The 20,225-nt window shown below is 53.7% G+C and carries 18 protein-coding genes and 5 tRNA genes; 2 read left to right on the top strand and 21 right to left on the bottom strand.

The window, feature by feature from the left end; genetic code table 11:
- Window positions 1–2 precede the first annotated feature (2 nt).
- From carA to ffh, 7 genes are all read right to left on the bottom strand, one after another.
- Complete coding sequence (gene carA / locus ACVB80_RS15295) at window positions 3–1,142, bottom strand: glutamine-hydrolyzing carbamoyl-phosphate synthase small subunit (protein WP_481082160.1); 1,140 nt, start codon at window positions 1,140–1,142, stop codon at window positions 3–5.
- A gap of 498 nt (window positions 1,143–1,640) precedes the next feature.
- Window positions 1,641–2,450 carry a 4-hydroxy-tetrahydrodipicolinate reductase gene (gene dapB, locus ACVB80_RS15300; RefSeq protein WP_481082161.1) on the bottom strand — a complete coding sequence of 270 codons (810 nt, stop codon included), beginning with the start codon at window positions 2,448–2,450 and terminating at the stop codon, window positions 1,641–1,643.
- A gap of 344 nt (window positions 2,451–2,794) precedes the next feature.
- On the bottom strand, window positions 2,795–3,148 hold the full coding sequence (gene rplS / locus ACVB80_RS15305) for a 50S ribosomal protein L19 (RefSeq protein WP_481082162.1): 354 nt from the start codon (window positions 3,146–3,148) through the stop codon (window positions 2,795–2,797).
- Window positions 3,149–3,189: 41 nt separating this feature from the next.
- Window positions 3,190–3,933 (bottom strand): tRNA (guanosine(37)-N1)-methyltransferase TrmD, encoded by a 744-nt coding sequence (gene trmD / locus ACVB80_RS15310; RefSeq protein ID WP_481082163.1) that lies wholly within the window; start codon window positions 3,931–3,933, stop codon window positions 3,190–3,192.
- A 26-nt stretch (window positions 3,934–3,959) separates the two neighbouring features.
- Window positions 3,960–4,514 (bottom strand): ribosome maturation factor RimM, encoded by a 555-nt coding sequence (gene rimM / locus ACVB80_RS15315; protein WP_481082164.1) that lies wholly within the window; start codon window positions 4,512–4,514, stop codon window positions 3,960–3,962.
- A gap of 9 nt (window positions 4,515–4,523) precedes the next feature.
- Window positions 4,524–4,772: a 30S ribosomal protein S16 gene (gene rpsP, locus ACVB80_RS15320; RefSeq protein WP_005438039.1), complete on the bottom strand. Its 249-nt coding sequence runs from the start codon at window positions 4,770–4,772 to the stop codon at window positions 4,524–4,526.
- A gap of 365 nt (window positions 4,773–5,137) precedes the next feature.
- Window positions 5,138–6,523, bottom strand: a complete 1,386-nt coding sequence (gene ffh / locus ACVB80_RS15325) for a signal recognition particle protein (protein ID WP_481082165.1) — start codon at window positions 6,521–6,523, stop codon at window positions 5,138–5,140.
- Window positions 6,524–6,668: 145 nt separating this feature from the next.
- Between ffh and ACVB80_RS15330 the strand changes: the two genes are divergently transcribed.
- Window positions 6,669–7,463 (top strand): cytochrome C assembly family protein, encoded by a 795-nt coding sequence (locus ACVB80_RS15330; protein ID WP_481082267.1) that lies wholly within the window; start codon window positions 6,669–6,671, stop codon window positions 7,461–7,463.
- An 80-nt stretch (window positions 7,464–7,543) separates the two neighbouring features.
- Window positions 7,544–8,812, top strand: coding sequence for an HlyC/CorC family transporter (locus ACVB80_RS15335; protein ID WP_481082166.1), 1,269 nt, complete (start codon window positions 7,544–7,546; stop codon window positions 8,810–8,812).
- 79 nt (window positions 8,813–8,891) lie between these two features.
- On the opposite strand, the gene luxS is transcribed toward ACVB80_RS15335, so the two are convergent.
- The 14 genes from luxS to ACVB80_RS15405 all read right to left on the bottom strand — a co-directional run bounded on the left by luxS (window position 8,892) and on the right by ACVB80_RS15405 (window position 20,208).
- Complete coding sequence (gene luxS / locus ACVB80_RS15340; RefSeq protein ID WP_481082167.1) at window positions 8,892–9,407, bottom strand: S-ribosylhomocysteine lyase; 516 nt, start codon at window positions 9,405–9,407, stop codon at window positions 8,892–8,894.
- A gap of 17 nt (window positions 9,408–9,424) precedes the next feature.
- A complete protein-coding gene (locus ACVB80_RS15345) occupies window positions 9,425–10,021 on the bottom strand; it encodes a transglycosylase SLT domain-containing protein (protein ID WP_481082268.1) in 597 nt (198 codons plus the stop codon).
- Between the two features lie 21 nt (window positions 10,022–10,042).
- Window positions 10,043–11,608 (bottom strand): glutamate--cysteine ligase, encoded by a 1,566-nt coding sequence (gene gshA / locus ACVB80_RS15350; RefSeq protein ID WP_481082168.1) that lies wholly within the window; start codon window positions 11,606–11,608, stop codon window positions 10,043–10,045.
- Between the two features lie 96 nt (window positions 11,609–11,704).
- Window positions 11,705–14,551, bottom strand: coding sequence for a M16 family metallopeptidase (locus ACVB80_RS15355; protein WP_481082169.1), 2,847 nt, complete (start codon window positions 14,549–14,551; stop codon window positions 11,705–11,707).
- A gap of 84 nt (window positions 14,552–14,635) precedes the next feature.
- Window positions 14,636–15,076 (bottom strand): YqaA family protein, encoded by a 441-nt coding sequence (locus ACVB80_RS15360; protein WP_481082170.1) that lies wholly within the window; start codon window positions 15,074–15,076, stop codon window positions 14,636–14,638.
- Window positions 15,070–16,023: an NADP-dependent oxidoreductase gene (locus ACVB80_RS15365; protein ID WP_481082171.1), complete on the bottom strand. Its 954-nt coding sequence runs from the start codon at window positions 16,021–16,023 to the stop codon at window positions 15,070–15,072. The genes ACVB80_RS15360 and ACVB80_RS15365 overlap by 7 nt, the downstream gene beginning before the upstream one ends.
- A 105-nt stretch (window positions 16,024–16,128) precedes the next feature.
- Complete coding sequence (locus tag ACVB80_RS15370; protein WP_481082172.1) at window positions 16,129–17,259, bottom strand: sodium ion-translocating decarboxylase subunit beta; 1,131 nt, start codon at window positions 17,257–17,259, stop codon at window positions 16,129–16,131.
- Window positions 17,260–17,268: 9 nt separating this feature from the next.
- Window positions 17,269–19,053 carry a sodium-extruding oxaloacetate decarboxylase subunit alpha gene (gene oadA, locus ACVB80_RS15375; protein ID WP_481082173.1) on the bottom strand — a complete coding sequence of 595 codons (1,785 nt, stop codon included), beginning with the start codon at window positions 19,051–19,053 and terminating at the stop codon, window positions 17,269–17,271.
- 24 nt (window positions 19,054–19,077) lie between these two features.
- The gene (locus ACVB80_RS15380; RefSeq protein ID WP_481082174.1) at window positions 19,078–19,335 is read right to left on the bottom strand and encodes an oxaloacetate decarboxylase subunit gamma; all 258 of its coding nucleotides are present in this window, start codon (window positions 19,333–19,335) and stop codon (window positions 19,078–19,080) included.
- Between the two features lie 298 nt (window positions 19,336–19,633).
- Window positions 19,634–19,710, bottom strand: a tRNA-Arg gene (locus tag ACVB80_RS15385).
- A gap of 46 nt (window positions 19,711–19,756) precedes the next feature.
- A tRNA-Arg gene (locus ACVB80_RS15390) sits at window positions 19,757–19,833 on the bottom strand.
- 49 nt (window positions 19,834–19,882) lie between these two features.
- Window positions 19,883–19,959: transfer RNA gene (locus tag ACVB80_RS15395), tRNA-Arg, on the bottom strand.
- Between the two features lie 46 nt (window positions 19,960–20,005).
- Window positions 20,006–20,082, bottom strand: a tRNA-Arg gene (locus tag ACVB80_RS15400).
- 49 nt (window positions 20,083–20,131) lie between these two features.
- A tRNA-Arg gene (locus tag ACVB80_RS15405) sits at window positions 20,132–20,208 on the bottom strand.
- Window positions 20,209–20,225: the final 17 nt, after the last annotated feature.

Here is a 20,225-nt window from a genome sequence, read left to right on the forward strand (position 1 = left end):
AATTACGCTTTGTGCTTCTTAATCAGTTCAATAAAGTGGTCAAACAGCGGGGCTGCATCGTGCGGGCCCGGGCTTGCTTCAGGGTGCCCCTGGAAGCTGAACGCTGGTTTGTCAGTGCGGTGGATACCCTGCAGGGTGCCGTCAAACAGTGACTTGTGCGTCGCGCGCAGTGTTTCCGGCAGCGTCTCTTCATCCGCAGCAAAACCGTGGTTCTGAGAAGTGATCATCACAACGTCGCGGTCCAGGTCTTTAACCGGGTGGTTTGCACCATGGTGACCGAACTTCATTTTCACTGTTTGTGCGCCAGAGGCCAGAGCCAGGATCTGGTGGCCAAGACAGATACCAAAGATTGGCAGGTTCTTGTCCAGGAACGTTTTGGTCGCTTCAATCGCGTAAGTACATGGCGCCGGGTCACCAGGGCCGTTTGACAGGAACACGCCGTCCGGGTTCATCGCCAGCACTTCTTCTGCAGAAGTTTCAGCAGGTACAACGGTCAGGCGGCAGCCGCGGTCAACCAGCATTCGCAGGATGTTTCGCTTGGCACCGAAGTCATAAGCGACAACGTGGTATGGCAGTTCGCTGTCGTCTTTCGCTTCAGGAAGTCCACCCTCGAGCGTCCACGAACCCTGTTTCCATTGATACGCTTCTTTTGTTGTAACCTCTTTCGCAAGATCCATTCCTTTCAGGCCAGGGAATTCTTTTGCTTTCGCCAGCGCCAAAGCTTCGTCCAGGTTATCGCCTGCCATGATGCAGCCGTTTTGAGCACCTTTTTCACGCAGAATGCGGGTCAGCTTACGGGTATCGATATCAGCGATGCCCACAATGTTTTGTGACTTAAGGTAATCAGAAAGAGACTGTTCATTACGGAAGTTGGAAGCAATCAGTGGAAGATCGCGAATCACAAGGCCCTGTGCGTGAATCGCTGAGGATTCTTCATCTTCGGTATTGGTACCGGTATTGCCAATGTGGGGATAGGTAAGAGTTACGATTTGTTGAGAATAGGAAGGATCAGTGAGGATTTCTTGGTACCCCGTCATCGAGGTATTAAAAACGACTTCACCAACGGAGCTTCCATCTGCGCCAATAGATACTCCGCGGAATACTGTCCCATCTTCCAGGACCAGCAGTGCTGACTTACTCAAGACAACCTCCAGAATAAAAATGCATTAAAAATAAATTATATTGCAAATCCGCCTCCCTTGAAACCGTATTTATGCGCTTTCGAGGACTTCAGATAAATTGGCGGTATTCTAGTGAGCCATGTGACCAGTGTCAACATTTGCCACCAAATAAATTTGTATTTTGTCCACCAAAACTCAATTTCTTGCCCCAAAACGCCAAAACCACTCATTTACTCCGGCCGGAGCTGCATTTTTCGTCAGATATGCTTCATTACTGCGATGCCACTTGCTAAAACCGCACTTTTCCGGCAAACAGAAAAAGGCAAACGTTCATCAAGCCGGGTTTAGTTTGCATTTCTGCACAAATAAGACAAAAAAGACCATAAACACGCAAAATAACAAGATAAGTAGGGATATTCGGGCGGTGAATGGCAGGTTAAGTGATATGAGTCCGGGGCGGTAAATACAAAAAACGCCGGCATAAGCCGGCGCATAGTTATTCTGTCAGTAACAGTGAGATTACAGCTTATTGAGCTGCAGCACATCTGTCATGGTATAAAAACCCGCCGGTTTGCCTGCCAGCCAGATAGCTGCTTTTACGGCACCATTGGCAAATGTCATCCGGTCTGTGGCTTTGTGGGTGATCTCCACACGCTCACCAATGTCAGCAAACATTGCGGTGTGCTCACCGATAATGTCGCCGGCACGAATGGTGGCAAAACCGATTTCATCTTTGGTGCGTTCGCCGGTGATCCCTTCACGGGCATACACGGCCACATCGCTGAGGTTGTTACCCATGGCACCGGCGATCGCTTCGCCCATACCGATAGCGGTACCCGAAGGCGCATCGACTTTGTGGCGGTGGTGCGCTTCTACGATCTCAATATCGCAGTAGTCGCCCATCACTTTGGCGGCTTTCTCAAGGAGTTTGAACACCAGGTTTACGCCAACGCTGTAGTTTGGCGCCATTACGATTGGCATCTCTCTGGCAGCCTGATCGATCTCTGCTTTCTGCTCTTCGGTAAAACCTGTGGTGCCGATCACCAGCTGTTTACCGTGCTGCTTACACAGTTCAATGTTGGCCATGGTGCTGACCGGGGCAGTGAAGTCGATCAGAACATCAAAATCATCCACGACTTTGGCAAAGTCATCCACCAGCGCAACCTGCAGACGGCCTTCGCCACTGAGCTCACCGGCGTCAACGCCGATAAGTGAAGATTCTGGTCTTTCTGAAGCGGCACCGAGTTGTGCCTCTGGATGGTGATGTGTCGCCTTAACGAGATTGCGGCCCATACGGCCAGCTGCTCCTGCAATCGCAATTCGAACCATTGCGTTCTGTCTCCATGATGAAAGGTGTGATCAATGTAACGGAAATCACACTTTTGAGCAAGGATTGATGGTGTGTAGTTGCATTTGGAAAAGAATTGGCTCTGGGCTCTGGGCTCTGGGCTCTGGGCTCTGGGCTCTGGGCTCTGGGCTCTGGGCTCTGGGCTCTGGGCTCTGGGCTCTGCAAGCAGAGATTCTTACTGGAACCTTGCAGTCAACATGATAGCCTCGATTTCCCACATTCTGTATCGCGGGCTCCCCCAGGGCCTAGCGCCCAGTACCCAGCGCCAAAAAAAAGCGGGTCCCATACAGGACCCGCTTTTTTCATGAGAACGCTAGTTCTAGCATTACTTCTTAGCAAGCTTCTCTTTAATACGAGCTGCTTTACCAGAACGCTCACGCAGGTAGTACAGTTTGGCACGACGTACTGCACCACGGCGTTTAACTTCAATGCTATCAACCATTGGAGAGTGAGTTTGGAACGTACGCTCAACACCTTCGCCGTTAGAGATCTTACGAACGGTGAATGCTGAGTGAAGGCCACGGTTACGCTTACCGATTACAACACCTTCGAACGCCTGAAGACGCTCACGGTCACCTTCTTTTACTTTTACCTGAACTACAACAGTGTCACCTGGTGCAAATGCAGGCAGATCTTGTTTCATTTGCTCTTGCTCAAGAGCTTTGATGATGTTACTCATTTTCTAAATTCCTAGAATAAACTGATACTAAAATAAATAGGTTACTGATTACGGTGTTCTCTGATGAACCCGGCCAGTAATTGTTCCTGTTCGTCAGTCAGAGCTAGGTTTTCCAGGAGCTCTGGTCTTCTCAGCCAGGTACGGCCCAGCGATTGTTGTAACCGCCAGCGACGAATGTCCTTATGGTTGCCTGATTTAAGTACCGCCGGAACGGACTCACCATCAAGTACCTCTGGACGCGTATAGTGCGGGCAATCCAGTAAGCCATTGGCAAAGGAGTCTTCCTCTGCCGACGCAAAATCGCCCAATACACCCGGAACAAACCGGGATACTGAGTCGATAAGCGTCATGGCCGGGATTTCACCGCCCGTCATCACAAAGTCTCCGATTGACCATTCTTCGTCAACCTCAGACTGAATGATGCGCTCATCTACCCCTTCGTAACGGCCACAAATAAGAAGCAGGTTCTCATTGGTTGCCAGTTCCTCTACGCCCTGCTGGTCGAGCTTACGACCTTGCGGCGACAGGTAAATGACTTTCGTCTTTCCCGGTGCGGCTTGTTTGGCAGCATGAATGGCATCGCGCAAAGGCTGCACCATCATCAGCATACCGGGGCCACCACCGTAGGGTCTGTCATCGACAGTGCGATGTTTGTCGTGAGTGAAATCACGGGGATTCCATGTCTCAACTGACAAAAGACCACTTTTAACCGCCTGACCTGTTACTCCATAATCGGTAACGCTGCGGAACATTTCAGGAAAAAGGCTGATTACGCCAACCCACATGTTACTGCTCGCTCTTTATATGGAGATCAGAATCCAGGATCCCAGTCAACTTCGATCCGTTGAGCTTCGCGATCAACTTTCTTGATCACCTGCTCTTCAAGGAACGGAATTAATCGTTCCTTTTGTCCAAAAGCATCTTTCAGATTGGCTTTAACTACCAAAACATCGTTGGAGCCGGTTTCCATCAGGTCAACGACCTCACCAAGGTTATAGCCTTTGGTGGTGAACACCTGCATACCAAACAATTCACGCCAGTAGAACTCATCTTCTGACAATTCAGGTAGTGTTGCCGGGTCGATAGCAATTTCGATGTTGGTCAGAAGCTGCGCGTCTTCGCGAATTTCCAGACCTTCAAGCTTAGCCACCATACCTTTGTTATGGCGCTTCCAGCTCTCTACTTTAAACTCAACCCACTCGCCCTTTTGCTGGATATACCAGGGGCTGTAATCAAAAATGCTTTCGGCATTGTCTGTGTAGGAAAAAACTTTGAGCCAGCCACGAATGCCATAGGTAGCACCAAACTTGCCTACAACAATTCTTTCGTTTTGCTCACTCATTGTTTCTTTATCCTTCATCGACATAAGCCAGAATTAAGCCGCTTTTTGAGCGTCTTTTACCAGCTTAGCTACGCGGTCAGACAGAGATGCGCCTTGACCAACCCAGTGGTTAACGCGATCCAGGTCCAGACGAAGACCTTCTTCCTGACCTTTAGCAGTAGGGTTGAAGAAACCTACTTTCTCGATGAAACGGCCAGTTGCCGCATTACGGCTGTCCGCTACTACGATTTGATAGAATGGACGCTTCTTAGCGCCGTGACGTGCCAAACGAATGGTTACCATGTCGTCCTCTTTGCTTTCTCAAAAATAAAATTAACCCCAAAAGCCATTTATCAATAAACAACCTGGGGTCTCGTGCCAAAATAAAGCCCCGGAATTTTACTCTTATTCCGGGGCTTTGCAAGGGTTTTAGCTACTTTTTCACCAACAGAATGTAAAGCGGAAAAGTGTGAGCTGGGTAACGGGTTGAAAAATAATAGGCTCTGGGCTCTGGGCTCTGGGCTCTGGGCTCTGGGCTCTGGGCTCTGCAAGCAGAGTTTCTTACCAGAACCTTGCAGTCAACACGATAGCTTCGGTTTCCCACATCACTTATCGCAAGCTCCCCCAGGGCCTAGCGCCCCGTGTCCAGCGCCATCGCGCAAGCGATATTAACGTCCGAACGGATTAAATCCACCGCCCATGCCACCCATACCGCCCATCATGCCCTGCATGTTGCGCATCATGCCTTTCATGCCGCCCTTCTGCATTTTCTTCATCATCTTCTGCATCTGGGTGAACTGCTTGAGCAGACGGTTTACATCCTGTACCTGAGTACCGGAACCGGCTGCGATACGCTTCTTGCGTGAGCCTTTGATGAGTTCAGGACGCTGACGCTCTTTCATGGTCATGGAATTGATAATCGCTTCCATTTGCTTAAACATCTTGTCGTCAACTTTGTCTTTTACATTGTCCGGCAACTGGGACATACCCGGCAGCTTGTCCATCATGCCCATCATGCCGCCCATGTTCTGCATCTGGCCCAGCTGCTCGCGGAAGTCTTCCAGGTCGAAACCTTTCTTCTCTTTAAACTTCTTCGCCAGCTTCTCGGCTTTTTCGTGGTCAACGTTCTTCTGCAGGTCTTCAATCAGCGACAGTACGTCACCCATGCCCAGAATACGTGACGCGATACGGTCCGGATGGAAAGGTTCCAGCGCGTCGGTCTTCTCACCCACACCGAGGAACTTGATTGGCTTACCGGTCACATGACGTACCGACAGCGCCGCACCACCACGGGCATCACCGTCTACCTTGGTCAGAACCACACCGGTCAGCGGCAGGGCTTCACCAAAGGCTTTTGCGGTGTTCGCCGCATCCTGACCTGTCATGGCGTCGACCACAAACAGGGTTTCAACCGGGTTGATGGCTGCGTGCAGATCCTGGATTTCACCCATCATCTGCTCATCGATGGCCAGACGACCGGCGGTATCGACTACCAGTACGTCATAGAATTTTTTCTTCGCGTGATCGATAGCGGCATTAGCAATATCAATTGGCTTCTGATCCGCGCTGGACGGGAAGAAGTCTACGCCAACGTCAGCGGCCAGGGTTTCCAGCTGTTTGATCGCCGCCGGGCGGTAAACGTCCGCAGACACCACCAGCACTTTCTTCTTGTCGTTCTCTTTCAGCAGTTTTGACAACTTACCGACCGAGGTGGTTTTACCCGCACCCTGCAGACCGGCCATCAGGATCACGGCCGGTGGCTGAGCCGCCAGGTTGAGCGCTTCGTTCGATTCGCCCATTACCGCTTCAAGCTCGGCCTGAACGATCTTGATGAACTCCTGGCCCGGGGTCAGGGATTTCGAGACTTCCACACCAACGGCGCGTTCTTTTACGCCTTTGATAAACTCACGGACTACCGGCAGGGCAACGTCCGCTTCCAGCAGCGCCATGCGCACTTCGCGCAGGGTCTCTTTAATATTGTCTTCTGTCAGTCGACCTTTACCGCTGATGTTTTTCAGCGTTTTCGACAGTCGTTCGGTTAAATTGTCAAACATAATCTATATTGCTCAATCAATGCGCTAAATTGTGAGAGAGTATACCTTAATCACTGACCTGAAAGCAGCCCCCCTGTCCGGACGCTATGCACCCGGGTGTCTGTTGGGTATAATCTCTCATTCTATCTGATGATTAGTGGACACTATGGAAAGCCTGGTCGCCGTTGCGGCAATAATACTCTACGCTCTTGCCATCAGTATGATAGTGCCGGGTCTGGCTCATCATACCGGGATCAAAACCCGCACTGTGTTTACCGGTGCGATGCTGGCCCTGCTGTTTCATGCCTGGCTGCTGGCTGACCTGATCCTGAACGGCAGCGGGCAAAACCTCAGTATCATGAACGTGGCTTCGCTGATCAGCTTTATCATATCTATGGTGCTGAGTGCCTCAATGTTCAAGACCCGGTTGTGGTTTCTGCTGCCGGTCGCTTACGGTTTTGCGATCTTAAACATCACCGGCTCCACTTTTCTGCCCAGCGCCTACATTACTCACTTTGAAAATGCCCCCAAACTACTGACCCATATTTCGCTGGCGCTGTTTGCTTATTCGACCCTGACCATTGCCGCCCTGTACGCGATTCAGCTCGCCTGGCTGGACTACAAACTTAAGAATAAGAAGGCACTGGCATTTAACCCCAACTTTCCGCCGCTGATGAAAGTCGAACGTCAGCTGTTCAAAATTATTCTGATCGGTAACGGACTGCTGACCGCGACCCTGCTGACCGGCTATTTCTTTGTCGAAGATATGTTTGCCCAGGGCAAAGCGCACAAGGCGGTGTTCTCTTTTGTTGCATGGGTGATTTACAGCGTTCTGCTGTGGGGGCACTACCACCAGGGCTGGCGCGGCAAACGGGTGACCTGGTTCACCGTGGCAGGCGCAACCCTGCTGACGCTGGCCTACTTCGGCAGCCGATTTATACGTGAGTTTATTCTCAGTTAACATGCACCCATTTGCATTTTAGCGGCATCGTCGCTAAAACCATTTTAATCACCAGACCAGGAAAAAGGGACTCAAACAGTTTGGAAGCCATCTCTACCGGAGTTTTATTCGCGCTGCTGGCGCTGCTCATTATCATTTCAGGGTATTTTTCAGGTTCAGAGACAGGGATGATGTCCCTCAACCGCTACCGTCTGAAGCACCTGTCCAAAGAGGGCCACAAAGGTGCCCGCCGGGTAGAAAAACTGCTCGACCGTCCTGACCGCCTGATCGGCCTTATCCTGATCGGCAACAACCTGGTCAACATTCTGGCCTCTGCCATCGCCACTATTTTGGGTATGCGCCTGTACGGCGACCTCGGGGTAGCGATCGCCACTGGTGCGCTGACCATGGTGGTACTGGTGTTTGCCGAAGTGACGCCAAAAACCCTCGCCTCTCTCTATCCGGAACGCGTCTCCTACGCCAGCTCGGTGGTACTGAGCATTCTGATGAAAGTGCTCTCTCCGCTGGTGATCCTGGTGAACTTCATCACCAATGGCTTTCTGCGGGTTCTGGGGATTAAAGTCGCCCACAACGGCGATGACCCGCTCAGCTCAGAAGAGCTGCGTACCGTGGTGAATGAAGCCGGCGGCCTTATTCCCAGCCGTCACCAGGACATGCTGCTGTCGATTCTGGATCTGGAAAACGTCACCGTAAACGACATCATGGTGCCGCGCAACGAGATCACCGGTATCGACATCAACGATGACTGGAAATCGATCGTACGCCAGCTGACTCACTCCCCGCACGGCCGGATCGTGCTCTACCGGGATCAGATCGATGAAGTGGTCGGCATCGTTCGCCTGCGTGAAGCCTATCGCCTGATGCTGGAGAAAAACGAGTTTACCAAAGAGAGCCTGCTGCGGTCTGCCGATGAGGTGTACTTCATTCCCGAAGCCACGCCGCTTAACGTTCAGCTGCTGAAGTTCCAGCGCAATAAAGAACGGGTGGGGCTTATCGTCGACGAGTACGGCGACATCATAGGCCTTATCACTCTGGAAGATATTCTCGAAGAGATCGTCGGCGAGTTTACCACCTCGATTGCCCCGAGCCTGGCCGAGGAAATCACCCCGCAAAGCGATGGCAGCTTTCTGATTGAAGGCAGCGCCAATATCCGCGACATCAACAAAGGCCTGAAATGGGAGCTGCCGACCGACGGACCGCGCACCCTGAACGGCCTGATCCTGGAGCACCTGGAAGACCTTCCGGAGAGCCACCTCAGCCTGCAGATCGCCAGCCATACCATGGAGATCGTCGACTTCACCGAGAACAGGATCAAAATGGTCAGGGTCTACCCGGCCAAAGTCGCGTAAACCGGTTTCCTGACCAAAACAAAAACATAAAAAAACGGCCACCCTAAGGTGGCCGTTTTGGTATCTGTTATCTGACAAATCAGACTTTCAGCTCTTTCAGCATCGACTCCGGCAGTGCCAGCTCGTCGTTCTTGTTGACCTGAATACCCGCCTCAATGATATCTTTGGCGATCTGCTGCGCGTCACTCAGCGAGTGCATCGCCGCGGTGCCACACTGATATTCGTTCAGCTCAGGGATCTTGTTCTGGCTTTCCACTTTCAGCACGTCATGCATCGCAGCCAGCCAGGCGTCTGCCACCTGCTGCTCACCCGGAGTACCGATCAGGCTCATGTAAAAACCGGTGCGGCAGCCCATTGGCGAGATATCGATGATCTCCACATTATCACCGTTCAGGTGCGCACGCATAAAGCCTGCGTACAGGTGCTCAAGAGTATGGATACCCTCTTCAGACAAAATGGCCTTATTCGGAACACAGAAACGCAGGTCAAACACGGTAATGGTATCGCCTTTCGGGGTCTGCATGGTTTTGGCTACCCGCACCGCAGGTGCGTGCATACGGGTATGGTCAACGGTAAAACTGTCCAACAGAGGCATCTTTCAAAACTCCTTCGTTAAAACAACCAGCTGCGGTTGTCGTCTAATTCTTCCCGGCACTGTTTGAGCTGCCAGCCATAGTTTTTGGCCTGCTGCTCAACCTTGCGTGCCACTTTTTTCACTGAAGGCTTGCTGTTATAGGTTTTTCGCTTAAAGCCTCCGCGCCCTTCATGGTAAGCCAGATACTGGTTATATGCATCCCATTTAGATACCCCGAGCTGTCTTTGCGTCTCGTGGGTATACCAGCCGACAAACATCAGCGCGTCATCGAAGTCAGTACGCGAACCGCCGTGGCCGGTGGCTTTCTGGAAGTCTTCCCAGGCCGGGTCCTGAGCCTGGGCATAGCCATAAGCGCTGCTGACCCGTCCCCAGGGAATAAAGCCCAGCACGTAATCTTTGGGTGGCCGGGCATCGTGAATAAAGCTGCTTTCCTGCTTAATAAAGGCCATCGCGACCTGGATAGGCGTGCCCCACTCATCTTCCATATCGAGCGCATCTTCATACCAGCCCGGCTTTTCACGGAAAATATCACACAGGTTGGCCTGCTTTTGAGGAGGCGGTGTGGCGCAGCCACTGACAGCCAGTCCCAGTGCCACGCCCGCGGTAATGCGCATCCATTCGCGTACTTTCAAAGCTTACTCCTGCATATAAGCAAAATAGTCTTCGAGGAACTCATCAAACGGTGCCTGAGGCCGATTTTCATCCGCTGCCTGCTTCGCCAGCGACTGCTGCGCTTCATCACTCATCTGCTGCTCAGTGTAGGTACGGTAGCCCTGACCAAGATGATGATCGCGGTAGCGCTCACCCAGCTCACAACCGGAAGCCAGCAGCCCACCGTGCTGTTTGATGTGTTCCAGCAACTGACCGGAAATGGTCAGCTCCGGGTTATCTATCCAGCTTTCCAGTGTATCGCAAACCTGACGATATTCGCTGCCACCCTGCGCAGCATCCATCACTTCTGCGACCTGGCGCAGGTCAGCAAAGACACGGTGTGCCCACTCCTGCAGGGTCAGCCGCTCACCATGGCAGCCAATCTGCAGCTCAAGGCCGGGTCTGCGCCCTTCAAGGATCACTTTCTGCCAGTTATCGTGCCAGCATGCCAGTTCGCAGTTATCCATAGGGTCTGACTCACTCAGCACCGCCCAGGTCAGGAACAGGTCGAGGAAGCGAACCTGCTCAGCGGTAATACCGGTCGGGGCAAACGGGTTCACATCCAGAGAGCGGACCTCGATGTACTGCACCCCACCGCGTGCCAGCGCCTGAGACGGTTTTTCATCCCCTTCGGTTACCCGCTTGGGACGGATCGGTGCGTAGAGCTCGTTTTCAATCTGCAGCACATTACTGTTGAGCTGACGGTACTCGCCGTCCACTTTAATCCCGATCTCTGCAAACTCTGCCGACGGGGTTTTGATCGCTTTGTTCAGCCCGTCCAGATACTGTTCCAGACTGTTAAAGCCGATTTTCAGCTCGCTCTGGGCACTGTTGGTGTAGCCGAGATCGCTGAGACGAAGAGATGTCGCCTGCGGCAGATAGAGGGTTTTACCCACGTTTTCAAAGGCCAGCCTGGTATCGCGGCCTTTGATAAACGAAGGGCACAGCGCCGGTGAGGCACCAAACAGGAACGGGATCAGCCAGCCAAAGCGATAGTAGTTACGGATCAGGCCAAAATAGGCCTCACTGATCTGAGCCTGGCGGTCTTGTTCCGGTTTTTCGAGCACCGCATCCCAGAACGCATCCGGGAATGAGAAGTTAAAGTGCACCCCGGAAATCACCTGCATCAGACTACCGTAACGGTTTTTCAGTCCCTGACGATAAAGGGTCTTCATCTTACCGGCGTTCGAACTGCCATACTGCGCCAGGGTGATGTCGTCTTCATCCGCCACATAACACGGCATGGAAAGCGGCCACAGGTTCTCGTCGCCAAGGCGGGTCTGGGTGTAGTGGTGGATGTCACTCAGCTGGTCGAGCAGCTCAGTCACCGAGCCGGATACCGGAGTAATGAACTCAAGCAACTGCTCTGCGTAATCGGTGGTAATCCACTGGTTGGTCATCGCCGAGCCGAGCGCCTGCGGGTGCGGCGTATCAGCCAGTTTGCCCTGGTCCTGATAACGCAAAGTTTCGCGCTCAACCCCCCGGTTAAAGCTGGAAAATGCTGAGGCATGTTGTGCGACCTGTGCCAGTCGCTCAGAGAAAGTATTCAAAACTGACTTCACTTCTTATAGTGGTTTTGGGTAAGCATAATCATTCTGTAGCATGAATGAAAGCAGCGCCGGAGCGCTGCTTTTGTTATGTGTCCGCTAAGGCTGTATTTCAACCTTTACTAAAGGAAGACCCAGTTTTTCCAGTTCTCCTTTCAGCTTAGTCGCATCCCCGACCACAATGATCTGGTAGTCCTGAGGGTCAAACCATTTGGCGGCGATCTTATCCAGGGTGGTTTTGTCGATCTGCTGCAGGATCCGGTCACGCTGGTCGAGGTAATCCTCATCCAGCGAATAGGTCAGAATCCCGCTCATCAGCTGACCTTTCTGGCGCGGCGTCTCATACTTGAGTGCATCGCTCTGCCCGACCGCCAGCTGCATAAAGCGGATCTCTTTTTCCGTCACACCGCTCAGGGCAAACTCATTCATCTCGTTGATCAGCTCTTCCAGCGCCGGCACGGTCACATCCGCCCGTACCTGGGCATCAAAGACGATGGCGCCGGTTTCCCGCGAACCATAAGCGTATCCGCTGGCACCGTAGGTGTAGGCTTTGTCTTCGCGCAGGTTCTGGTTAATGCGGCTGTTAAAATTACCGGCCAGGTTGTAGTTAGCCAGCTGGGTCAGGTACAGCTCTCCGGTGGCATCAAACGGCAGGCCGTTACGGGCCAGGCGCACGATGCTCTGCGGCGCATCAGGCTTGTCCACCAGATAGATCGCCCGGTCTGTTTTTGGCCGGATGATCTGTGGGGTGTACAGCGGTGCCAGACGTCCCTGCCACTCAGTCAGCGGAGCCAGTGAACGTTTGAGCTGACGTTTGCTGATGTCACCGACCACCACCATTTGCGCCCCCTGAGGAGTGTAGTGCTGACGGTAAAACTCTTTCACATCATCCAGGGTCAGTGCCGATACCGAAGCCTGGGTACCATCGCTGGCGCGGCCAAACAGGGAGTCGCCATACAGCGCCTGACGGGTCGCCTGAGACGCCAGCCAGGACGGTTTCTGATGCTCATAGATAAGGCTTTGCAGCGCCTGCTGCTTCACCCGTTCAAACGCCTTTTCATCAAACGCCGGTTCAAGCAGCATTTCGCGCACGATTTCCAGGGTCGCGTCAAAGTGCTCTTCAAGGCTCGCCACATAAACCGTAGTGGTATAGCCGTTATCCCGGAAACTCACCTGGCTGCCGAGCATATCCAGTTTCGCTTCCAGCTGCTGAATGGTATGGGAGGTCGTCCCCTCCTCCATCATTGCGGCGGTCAGGCCTGCCAGCCCTTCCTTACCGCGCGCGACGTAGCGTTTACCGGCAGGCAGCTCAAGGCGCAGCTGAACCGTTGGGGTTTCATCACTGACCGTGCCCAGCACTTCCATGCCGTTATCCGGGTAGAGGCGGTACAGCTCCGGCATCTTGCCTTTTACCGGACCAGCGACCGGCGGCATCTGGCTGCGGTCAAAATCATCGGTGGCACGACGGTAACTGAGTTCACTCTCGCTGATCTTCTCAGGCTCCCCGTAATCACGTACCGGCCGGCTGAAGTTATCTTTCGCCGCCGCCAGTTCTGGGTGGCCTTTTGGCACCACGCTCAGGGTTACCCTGTGGGTGTCTGCCATGTAACGCTGATACACCTCTGAAATGGTTTCCGGCGTGACCGATTTCAGCGCGTCAAGCTCAGTCTGAATCCGGTTTGGCTCACCGTAAAACACTTCACTCTCTGCCAGCGTGGTCACCTTGCCTTTCACGCTCTGCAGGCCAAAGACGGCACCGGCATAGGCGCGGCCGGTCAGCTCATCGAGACGGGCTTTCTCCACCGGCTGTTTGCTGAAATCCGCCAGGGTCTGTTTCAGCTCCTGATAAAGCGGCTCAAGTGGCGTATTGGCTTTGGCCATCAGGTAGACGTTCATGGTACACGCCAGTTCGGCGCAGTCATGGAACGCCCCGGCACTGACCGCTTTATTGGTTTCAACAAACTCCTTGTACAGCGGGCTGGAAGTGCCGCCACCCAGCAGGGCGGCCAGCATGTCCAGCGACGCCTGATCGTCCGCCCCCATATACGAGGTTGGCCAGCTCACTACCAGCATTGGCTGGCGGATCCTGTCTTCCAGGGTCAGATAACGGTCCTGATCCAGTGTCGCTGGCTGTTTGTCTGCCGGGGTAACTTCCGGCCCTTTTGGAATGGAGCCAAAGTATTTCACCACCCACTCCAGGGTCTGGTCGGTATCGATGTCACCGCCAATGGTCAGGGTGGCGTTGTTCGGGCCGTACCAGCGCAGGAAGAAGGCCTTCAGATCATTCACATCGACTTTATCGAGATCTTCCACATAGCCTATGGTCTGCCACGAGTAAGGGTGACCTTCCGGATACATGGCTTCACCGATACGCTCCCACATCAGGCCATAAGGGCGGTTGTCGTAGTTCTGGGCGCGTTCGTTTTTCACCGTATCGCGCTGCACTTCGAACTTGCGCTGGGAAACCGCATCGAGCAAAAAGCCCATCCGGTCGGATTCCAGCCACAGCATCTTCTCCAGCTGGTTGGACGGCACGGTTTCAAAGTAGTTAGTCCGGTCGCGGTTGGTGGTGCCGTTCAGGCTGCCACCAGCTTCGGTAACGATACGAAAATGCTCCTGGTCCCCGACATGCTCAGAGCCCTGGAACATCATGTGTTCAAAAAAGTGGGCAAAGCCCGATTTCCCCAGCTCTTCACGGGCAGATCCGACGTGGTAGGTCATATCCACGTGCACCAGGGGATCGGAGTGATCCGGTGCCAGAATCACGGTCAGGCCATTATCCAGCTGGTACTTTTCATAGGCGACCGCGACTTCACCGGCGGAAGAGTCCGCTTCATCCACCAGGGTTACCCCTTCCGGGAGCGATGAGAAGAATGCGACCGGAGAAACCGAAGCGCACCCGGCAAGAGCGAGAGAAATGGCTCCCGCTATCCAGAATTTTTTCATAGTTCAGACCTGTTTATGCTGCAATGAATGCTGTGCGGTTGTCCGCAGCACCCTGGACAACAACCACCGCACGGATACCGGCGATTAAAACAAACCGTAAAAAGCCGCGGCCAGTACGGTATAGCGCAGCGCTTTGCCTGTGGCAATCAGCACAACGCAGGGTAAAAATTTCATTCTCAGCCAGCCGGCTGCAAGGCACAAAGGGTCACCGATCACCGGTAACCAGCTGAGCAGCAACGTCCAGTAGCCATAACGGCTGAGCCAGCTTATAGCTTTATGACCATGTTTTTCGTTTTGGGTTCGGTTGGGCAACAAAATACCCAGCCAGTAGTTGGTCAGGCCGCCAAGGGTATTACCAATCGTCGCCACCAGAATCACTTCCGCGACCGGATACTGGCCGAGCTTAAGCGTGGCCAGCAGCCCGGCTTCTGAGCCGCCGGGCAGCAGGGTAGCACTGAGAAAACCGGTCGCAAACAGTACCCAAAGGGCAGAATCACTGAACCACAGCGCCAGTGACTCTAACATTGCATATCAAGCAGAACCTTGCCCCGGGTATGGCCGGTTTCGACCTGTTGGTGAGCGGATGCCACCTCATGGAATGGATAAATGTGCTGGATCTCGGTCTTCAGAATGCCGACACCCACCATGTACAGCATGGTATCGAGCTGCTCCGGGTCCGGCTCTACCAGCATACCGCTGGCTTCAAAACCGAGCAGGCCAGCTTTTTCACAGATAAGATCTGCGGTAATGGTCGGAACGGTCACCACCCGGGCACCGTCTTTGAGACACTTCAGCGCATCGAGTGCCGCATCCCCGCCCACGAGATCGATCAGGACATCCACGTCCTGCAACCGTTCTGACACCGGTGCAAACTCATAGTTGATCGCGTGTGCGCCAAGAGTAGCAAGATAATCGAGGTTCTTCTCACTGCAGCTGGTATAGACTTCGGCCTGAGCCGCCACGGCTATCTGAACCGCCAGGTGACCAACACCACCGGCGCCTGCCAGGATCAATACCCGGTCACCGGCTGTTACGCGGGCTTTATTGAGCGCCTGCGCTGCAGTCTGACCTGCCAGCGGCAATACCGCCGCTGCTTCCGGAGTCACGCTGTCCGGCACCCGGCTCAGGGCATCAACCGCCACACACAGGTACTGACTGTAACCGCCGCCCTGCAGGGGAAAGCCAACAAACCCGGCGACAGTCTCACCGACAGCGAGCTCTTCCACCCCTTCGCCCAGTCCGGCAACCTGACCGGAGATGTCATAACCCGGCGTCCACGGCAGTTTGTCCCTGTTCTGCTCAGCCGCCCAGCCAAGTCCCGCCCGGGTCTTAACATCAATGGGATTCACCCCGGCGAACAAGACTTTGACCAGCACCTCTCCCGGCCCTGGTACAGGCATGGCAGCAGACTCAACGGCCAGCACGCTGGTATCACCAAATCCGGTAATAACCACTCGATGATTTTCTGTCATACATAGTCCTTATGAGTAAAAACAAAGGGATGCACCTGGCATCCCTTTGACTATAAACCAAATTATGGCTTTGCGTTAACCATCTGATCGCAAATTGCGCAATTACTAACCAACCAGGGCCAGCAACACACCTGCCGCAACCGCCGAGCCAAGCACACCGGCCACGTTTGGCCCCATAGCGTGCATCAGCAGGAAGTTTTGCGGGTTCGCTTCCAGGCCAACCTTGTTCACCACCCGCGCCGCCATCGGCACTGCAGAAACACCCGCCGCACCGATAAGTGGGTTGATGTCCTCTTTGGAGAACTTATTCAGCGCTTTCGCCATAAGCACACCCGCACCGGTACCGATACTGAATGCCACCGCGCCCAGTGCCAGGATGCCCAGGGTTTCCATGTTCAGGAACTTGTCCGCCTGAAGTTTGGAGCCCACACCCAGACCCAGGAAGATGGTCACAATGTTGATCAGCTCGTTTTGTGCAGTCTGAGACAGACGCTCTACCACACCCGCTTCACGCATCAGGTTACCCAGACAGAACATACCAACCAGCGGCGTTGCGGCCGGCAGGAAGAGTATGGTCATACCCAGTACCGCCATCGGGAAGAGGATCTTCTCCCCTTTGTTGACGTGACGCAGCTGAGCCATCTTGATCTTACGCTCATCTTCCGTTGTCAGCGCTTTCATGATCGGCGGCTGAATGATCGGCACCAGCGCCATATAGCTGTAGGCCGCCACCGCGATCGCACCCAGCAGTTCTGGTGAGAGCTGACTGGCAAGGAAGATCGCCGTCGGGCCATCGGCACCACCGATGATCGCGATCGACGCCGCATCTGCCATGGAGAACTCCATACCCGGCACATAGTTCAGCAGGATCGCACCAAACAGAGTAGCGAAAATACCAAACTGCGCCGCCGCCCCCAGCCAAAGAGTCTTGGGGTTAGCGATCAGCGCACCGAAGTCGGTCATGGCCCCTACGCCCATAAAGATCAGCAGCGGGAATACCCCGGATTCGATCCCTATGTAGTAGACGTAGTACAAAAGCCCGCCCGGCTCGGTAAAGCCTGCGTTAGGAATGTTCGCCAGAATGGCACCAAAGCCAATCGGCACCAGCAGCAGGGGCTCGAAGCCCTTGCGTATGGCCAAAAACAACAACAGTCCGCCAACGGCGATCATAATGAGCTGACCGAGCTCGAAGTTGGCTATCCCTGTTTCCGACCATAAGGTCATTAAACCGTCCATGTGACTCCCTTATCCAATGCTCACCAGAGGTGCGCCAACCGCAACAGAATCCCCCTCTTTCACGTGGATGTTCTGCACCACACCACCTTTCGGTGCTGTAACCGGCGTTTCCATCTTCATCGCTTCAAGGATAAGCAGTACGTCGCCTTCTTCGACCTGGTAGCCAGGCTCCACATTGACCTTAAAGATATTACCCGCCAGCTGAGCGTTAATATCTTCACCTGCTGCAGCCGGTTCCGGTGCAGCAGCTGCTGCCGGAGCAGCCTGAGCCGGGGTTACTGAAGTCAGTTGTCCCTGCGGGCCAACTTCCACATCGTAAACCTGGCCGTCAACTTTCACGCTGTAAGTCTCAACGCCACCCGCTGCCGGAGCCGGAGCGGCCTGCGCAGGAGCCGGTGCAGGCTCTGTGCCTGGCGCTGGTTCAAACGCATCCGGGTTGTTACGGTTTTTCAGGAACTTCAGGCCAACCTGAGGGAACAGAGCGTAAGTCAGAACATCATCCACGCGCTCTTCAGCCAGCTTGATACCGTCTGCCTGTGCTTTTTCGTACAGCTCTGCAGAGAGGGTTTCCAGCTCCGCCTTAAGCAGGTCAGCAGGACGACAGGTGATCGGCTCTGCGCCTTCCAGCACTTTGGCCTGCAGTTCAGCGTTCACTTCGGCTGGTGCTGCGCCGTATTCGCCTTTCAGCACGCCAGCGGTTTCCTTGGTGATGCTCTTATAACGCTCACCGGTCAGCACGTTGATCACCGCCTGGGTACCAACGATCTGAGAAGTCGGGGTTACCAGCGGAATGTAGCCAAGATCCTTACGAACTTTCGGGATCTCTTCCAGTACTTCATCGATACGGTCTGCTGCGCCCTGCTCTTTCAGCTGGCCTTCCATGTTGGTCAGCATGCCGCCAGGTACCTGAGCGATCAGGATACGGGAGTCCACACCTTTCAGCGCCCCTTCCCACTTGGCGTACTTCTTGCGCACTTCACGGAAGTAAGCCGCGATCGGCTCAAGCTGCTCAAGTTTCAGGTTGGTATCACGCTCAGTGCCCTGCAGCATGGCGACCACAGTTTCCGTTGGCGTGTGGCCATAAGTCTGGCTCATTGACGAGATCGCGGTATCAAGAATGTCGATACCCGCTTCTACCGCTTTAACTGCGGTCGCAGTCGACAGGCCTGTGGTCGCGTGGCAGTGCAGCGCCAGCGGCACATCACATGACTCTTTAATGCTGCTGATCAGCTCTTCTGCCTCATAAGGCTTGAGCAGACCGGACATATCCTTGATACACAGGGAGTGACAGCCAAGGTCCTCAAGACGCTTAGCGAGGTCCACCCAGGTCTGGGCGTTGTGCACCGGGCTGGTGGTGTAAGAGAGGGTACCCTGTGCGTGTGCGCCGGACTTCACCGCAGCTTTTACCGCGGTCTGGAAGTTACGTACATCGTTCATCGCATCAAAGATACGGAACACGTCCATACCATTGGCATGGGCACGCTCTACAAATTTTTCTACCACGTCATCGGCGTAGTGACGGTAACCGAGCAGGTTCTGGCCACGCAGCAGCATCTGCATCGGGGTATTTGGCATCGCTTTTTTCAGCTCACGCAGGCGCTCCCACGGATCTTCACCCAAAAAGCGGATACATGAATCGAACGTAGCGCCGCCCCAGGTTTCCAGCGACCAGTAACCGACTTTATCCAGTTCTGCTGCGATAGGCAGCATATCTTCAATCCGCATACGGGTAGCGAACAGCGACTGATGGGCGTCACGCAACACCACATCGGTGATAGCAAGTGGTTTAGACATGCTCATAAACTCCTTTTTAAGAACCTATTTGGCTGCTGACGTCCGGTACTGATGTACCGCGGCTGAGATCGCCGCCACAACCTGTGGCTTAACAGCAGATGAATTTGAAGATGTTTGAGGTTGGCGGGCAACGGCCGGTGCAGGTGCCGGGGCATCCTCCGGGACCAGTGCCGACATCAATCGAACCAGATATACCAGAACAGTGAGGAACATAAATACCGTGACCATGCCTGTCAGCATCATCGCGGCCGCCTCTCCCAGCAGACTTCCAATATTTGTCATTTTGCTTCCTTTCAATGTCATCCTGACAACGTGTGGCCCTGAGAAATACAGGGACAAGGGTCTAGGATTATCTCGATTGGTGAAAAATTGTCAATTTTGTTTAATAAAGGCGCTAACACGGCCCACAAAATTACCACATTAGTAACCTGCTCATAAGATACGCAAGTTAAATGCAAAATACTGAGAGGCAGTTAAAAAAACGATTTTAACCTGTAAAAACAATGAGATGATGTAAAGGAAAAGAAATGGAAATGTTGCAGATATGAAAAACCCCGCATAAAGCGGGGCTCTCAAAGAATGGCGCGCTCGGGAGGATTCGAACCTCCGACCGCCTGGTTCGTAGCCAGGTACTCTATCCAGCTGAGCTACGAGCGCGCAACAATCGGGTTGTAATCAAGGCATAAGCCTTAATTTGAAATAATGGCGCGCTCGGGAGGATTCGAACCTCCGACCGCCTGGTTCGTAGCCAGGTACTCTATCCAGCTGAGCTACGAGCGCGCAGTATAAATCAAATTGTAATCAAGGCCTGAGCCTCAATTTAAAAGAATGGCGCGCTCGGGAGGATTCGAACCTCCGACCGCCTGGTTCGTAGCCAGGTACTCTATCCAGCTGAGCTACGAGCGCGCAACAATCAGGTTGTAATCAAGGCATAAGCCTTAATTTGAAATAATGGCGCGCTCGGGAGGATTCGAACCTCCGACCGCCTGGTTCGTAGCCAGGTACTCTATCCAGCTGAGCTACGAGCGCGCAGTATAAATCAAATTGTAATTAAGGCCTGAGCCCTAATTTTAAATAATGGCGCGCTCGGGAGGATTCGAACCTCCGACCGCCTGGTTCGTAGCCAGGTACTCTATCCAGCTGAGCTACGAGCGCGCAGAATGTGAAGTGTA

Source organism: Vibrio sp. 9-16B-A1 (genome assembly GCF_056726165.1).

Coding starts and splice junctions, on each gene's coding strand:
- ACVB80_RS15370 (WP_481082172.1), bottom strand. CDS start 17,259: ATGGACGGTTTAATGACCTTATGGTCGGAAACAGGGATAGCCAACTTC.
- rplS (WP_481082162.1), bottom strand. CDS start 3,148: ATGAGTAACATCATCAAAGCTCTTGAGCAAGAGCAAATGAAACAAGAT.
- ACVB80_RS15380 (WP_481082174.1), bottom strand. CDS start 19,335: ATGACAAATATTGGAAGTCTGCTGGGAGAGGCGGCCGCGATGATGCTG.
- ACVB80_RS15345 (WP_481082268.1), bottom strand. CDS start 10,021: ATGCGCATTACCGCGGGCGTGGCACTGGGACTGGCTGTCAGTGGCTGC.
- rimM (WP_481082164.1), bottom strand. CDS start 4,514: ATGTCGATGAAGGATAAAGAAACAATGAGTGAGCAAAACGAAAGAATT.
- oadA (WP_481082173.1), bottom strand. CDS start 19,053: ATGTCTAAACCACTTGCTATCACCGATGTGGTGTTGCGTGACGCCCAT.
- trmD (WP_481082163.1), bottom strand. CDS start 3,933: ATGTGGGTTGGCGTAATCAGCCTTTTTCCTGAAATGTTCCGCAGCGTT.
- rpsP (WP_005438039.1), bottom strand. CDS start 4,772: ATGGTAACCATTCGTTTGGCACGTCACGGCGCTAAGAAGCGTCCATTC.
- ffh (WP_481082165.1), bottom strand. CDS start 6,523: ATGTTTGACAATTTAACCGAACGACTGTCGAAAACGCTGAAAAACATC.
- ACVB80_RS15360 (WP_481082170.1), bottom strand. CDS start 15,076: ATGTTAGAGTCACTGGCGCTGTGGTTCAGTGATTCTGCCCTTTGGGTA.
- ACVB80_RS15355 (WP_481082169.1), bottom strand. CDS start 14,551: ATGAAAAAATTCTGGATAGCGGGAGCCATTTCTCTCGCTCTTGCCGGG.
- luxS (WP_481082167.1), bottom strand. CDS start 9,407: ATGCCTCTGTTGGACAGTTTTACCGTTGACCATACCCGTATGCACGCA.
- ACVB80_RS15365 (WP_481082171.1), bottom strand. CDS start 16,023: ATGACAGAAAATCATCGAGTGGTTATTACCGGATTTGGTGATACCAGC.
- dapB (WP_481082161.1), bottom strand. CDS start 2,450: ATGGTTCGAATTGCGATTGCAGGAGCAGCTGGCCGTATGGGCCGCAAT.
- ACVB80_RS15330 (WP_481082267.1), top strand. CDS start 6,669: ATGGAAAGCCTGGTCGCCGTTGCGGCAATAATACTCTACGCTCTTGCC.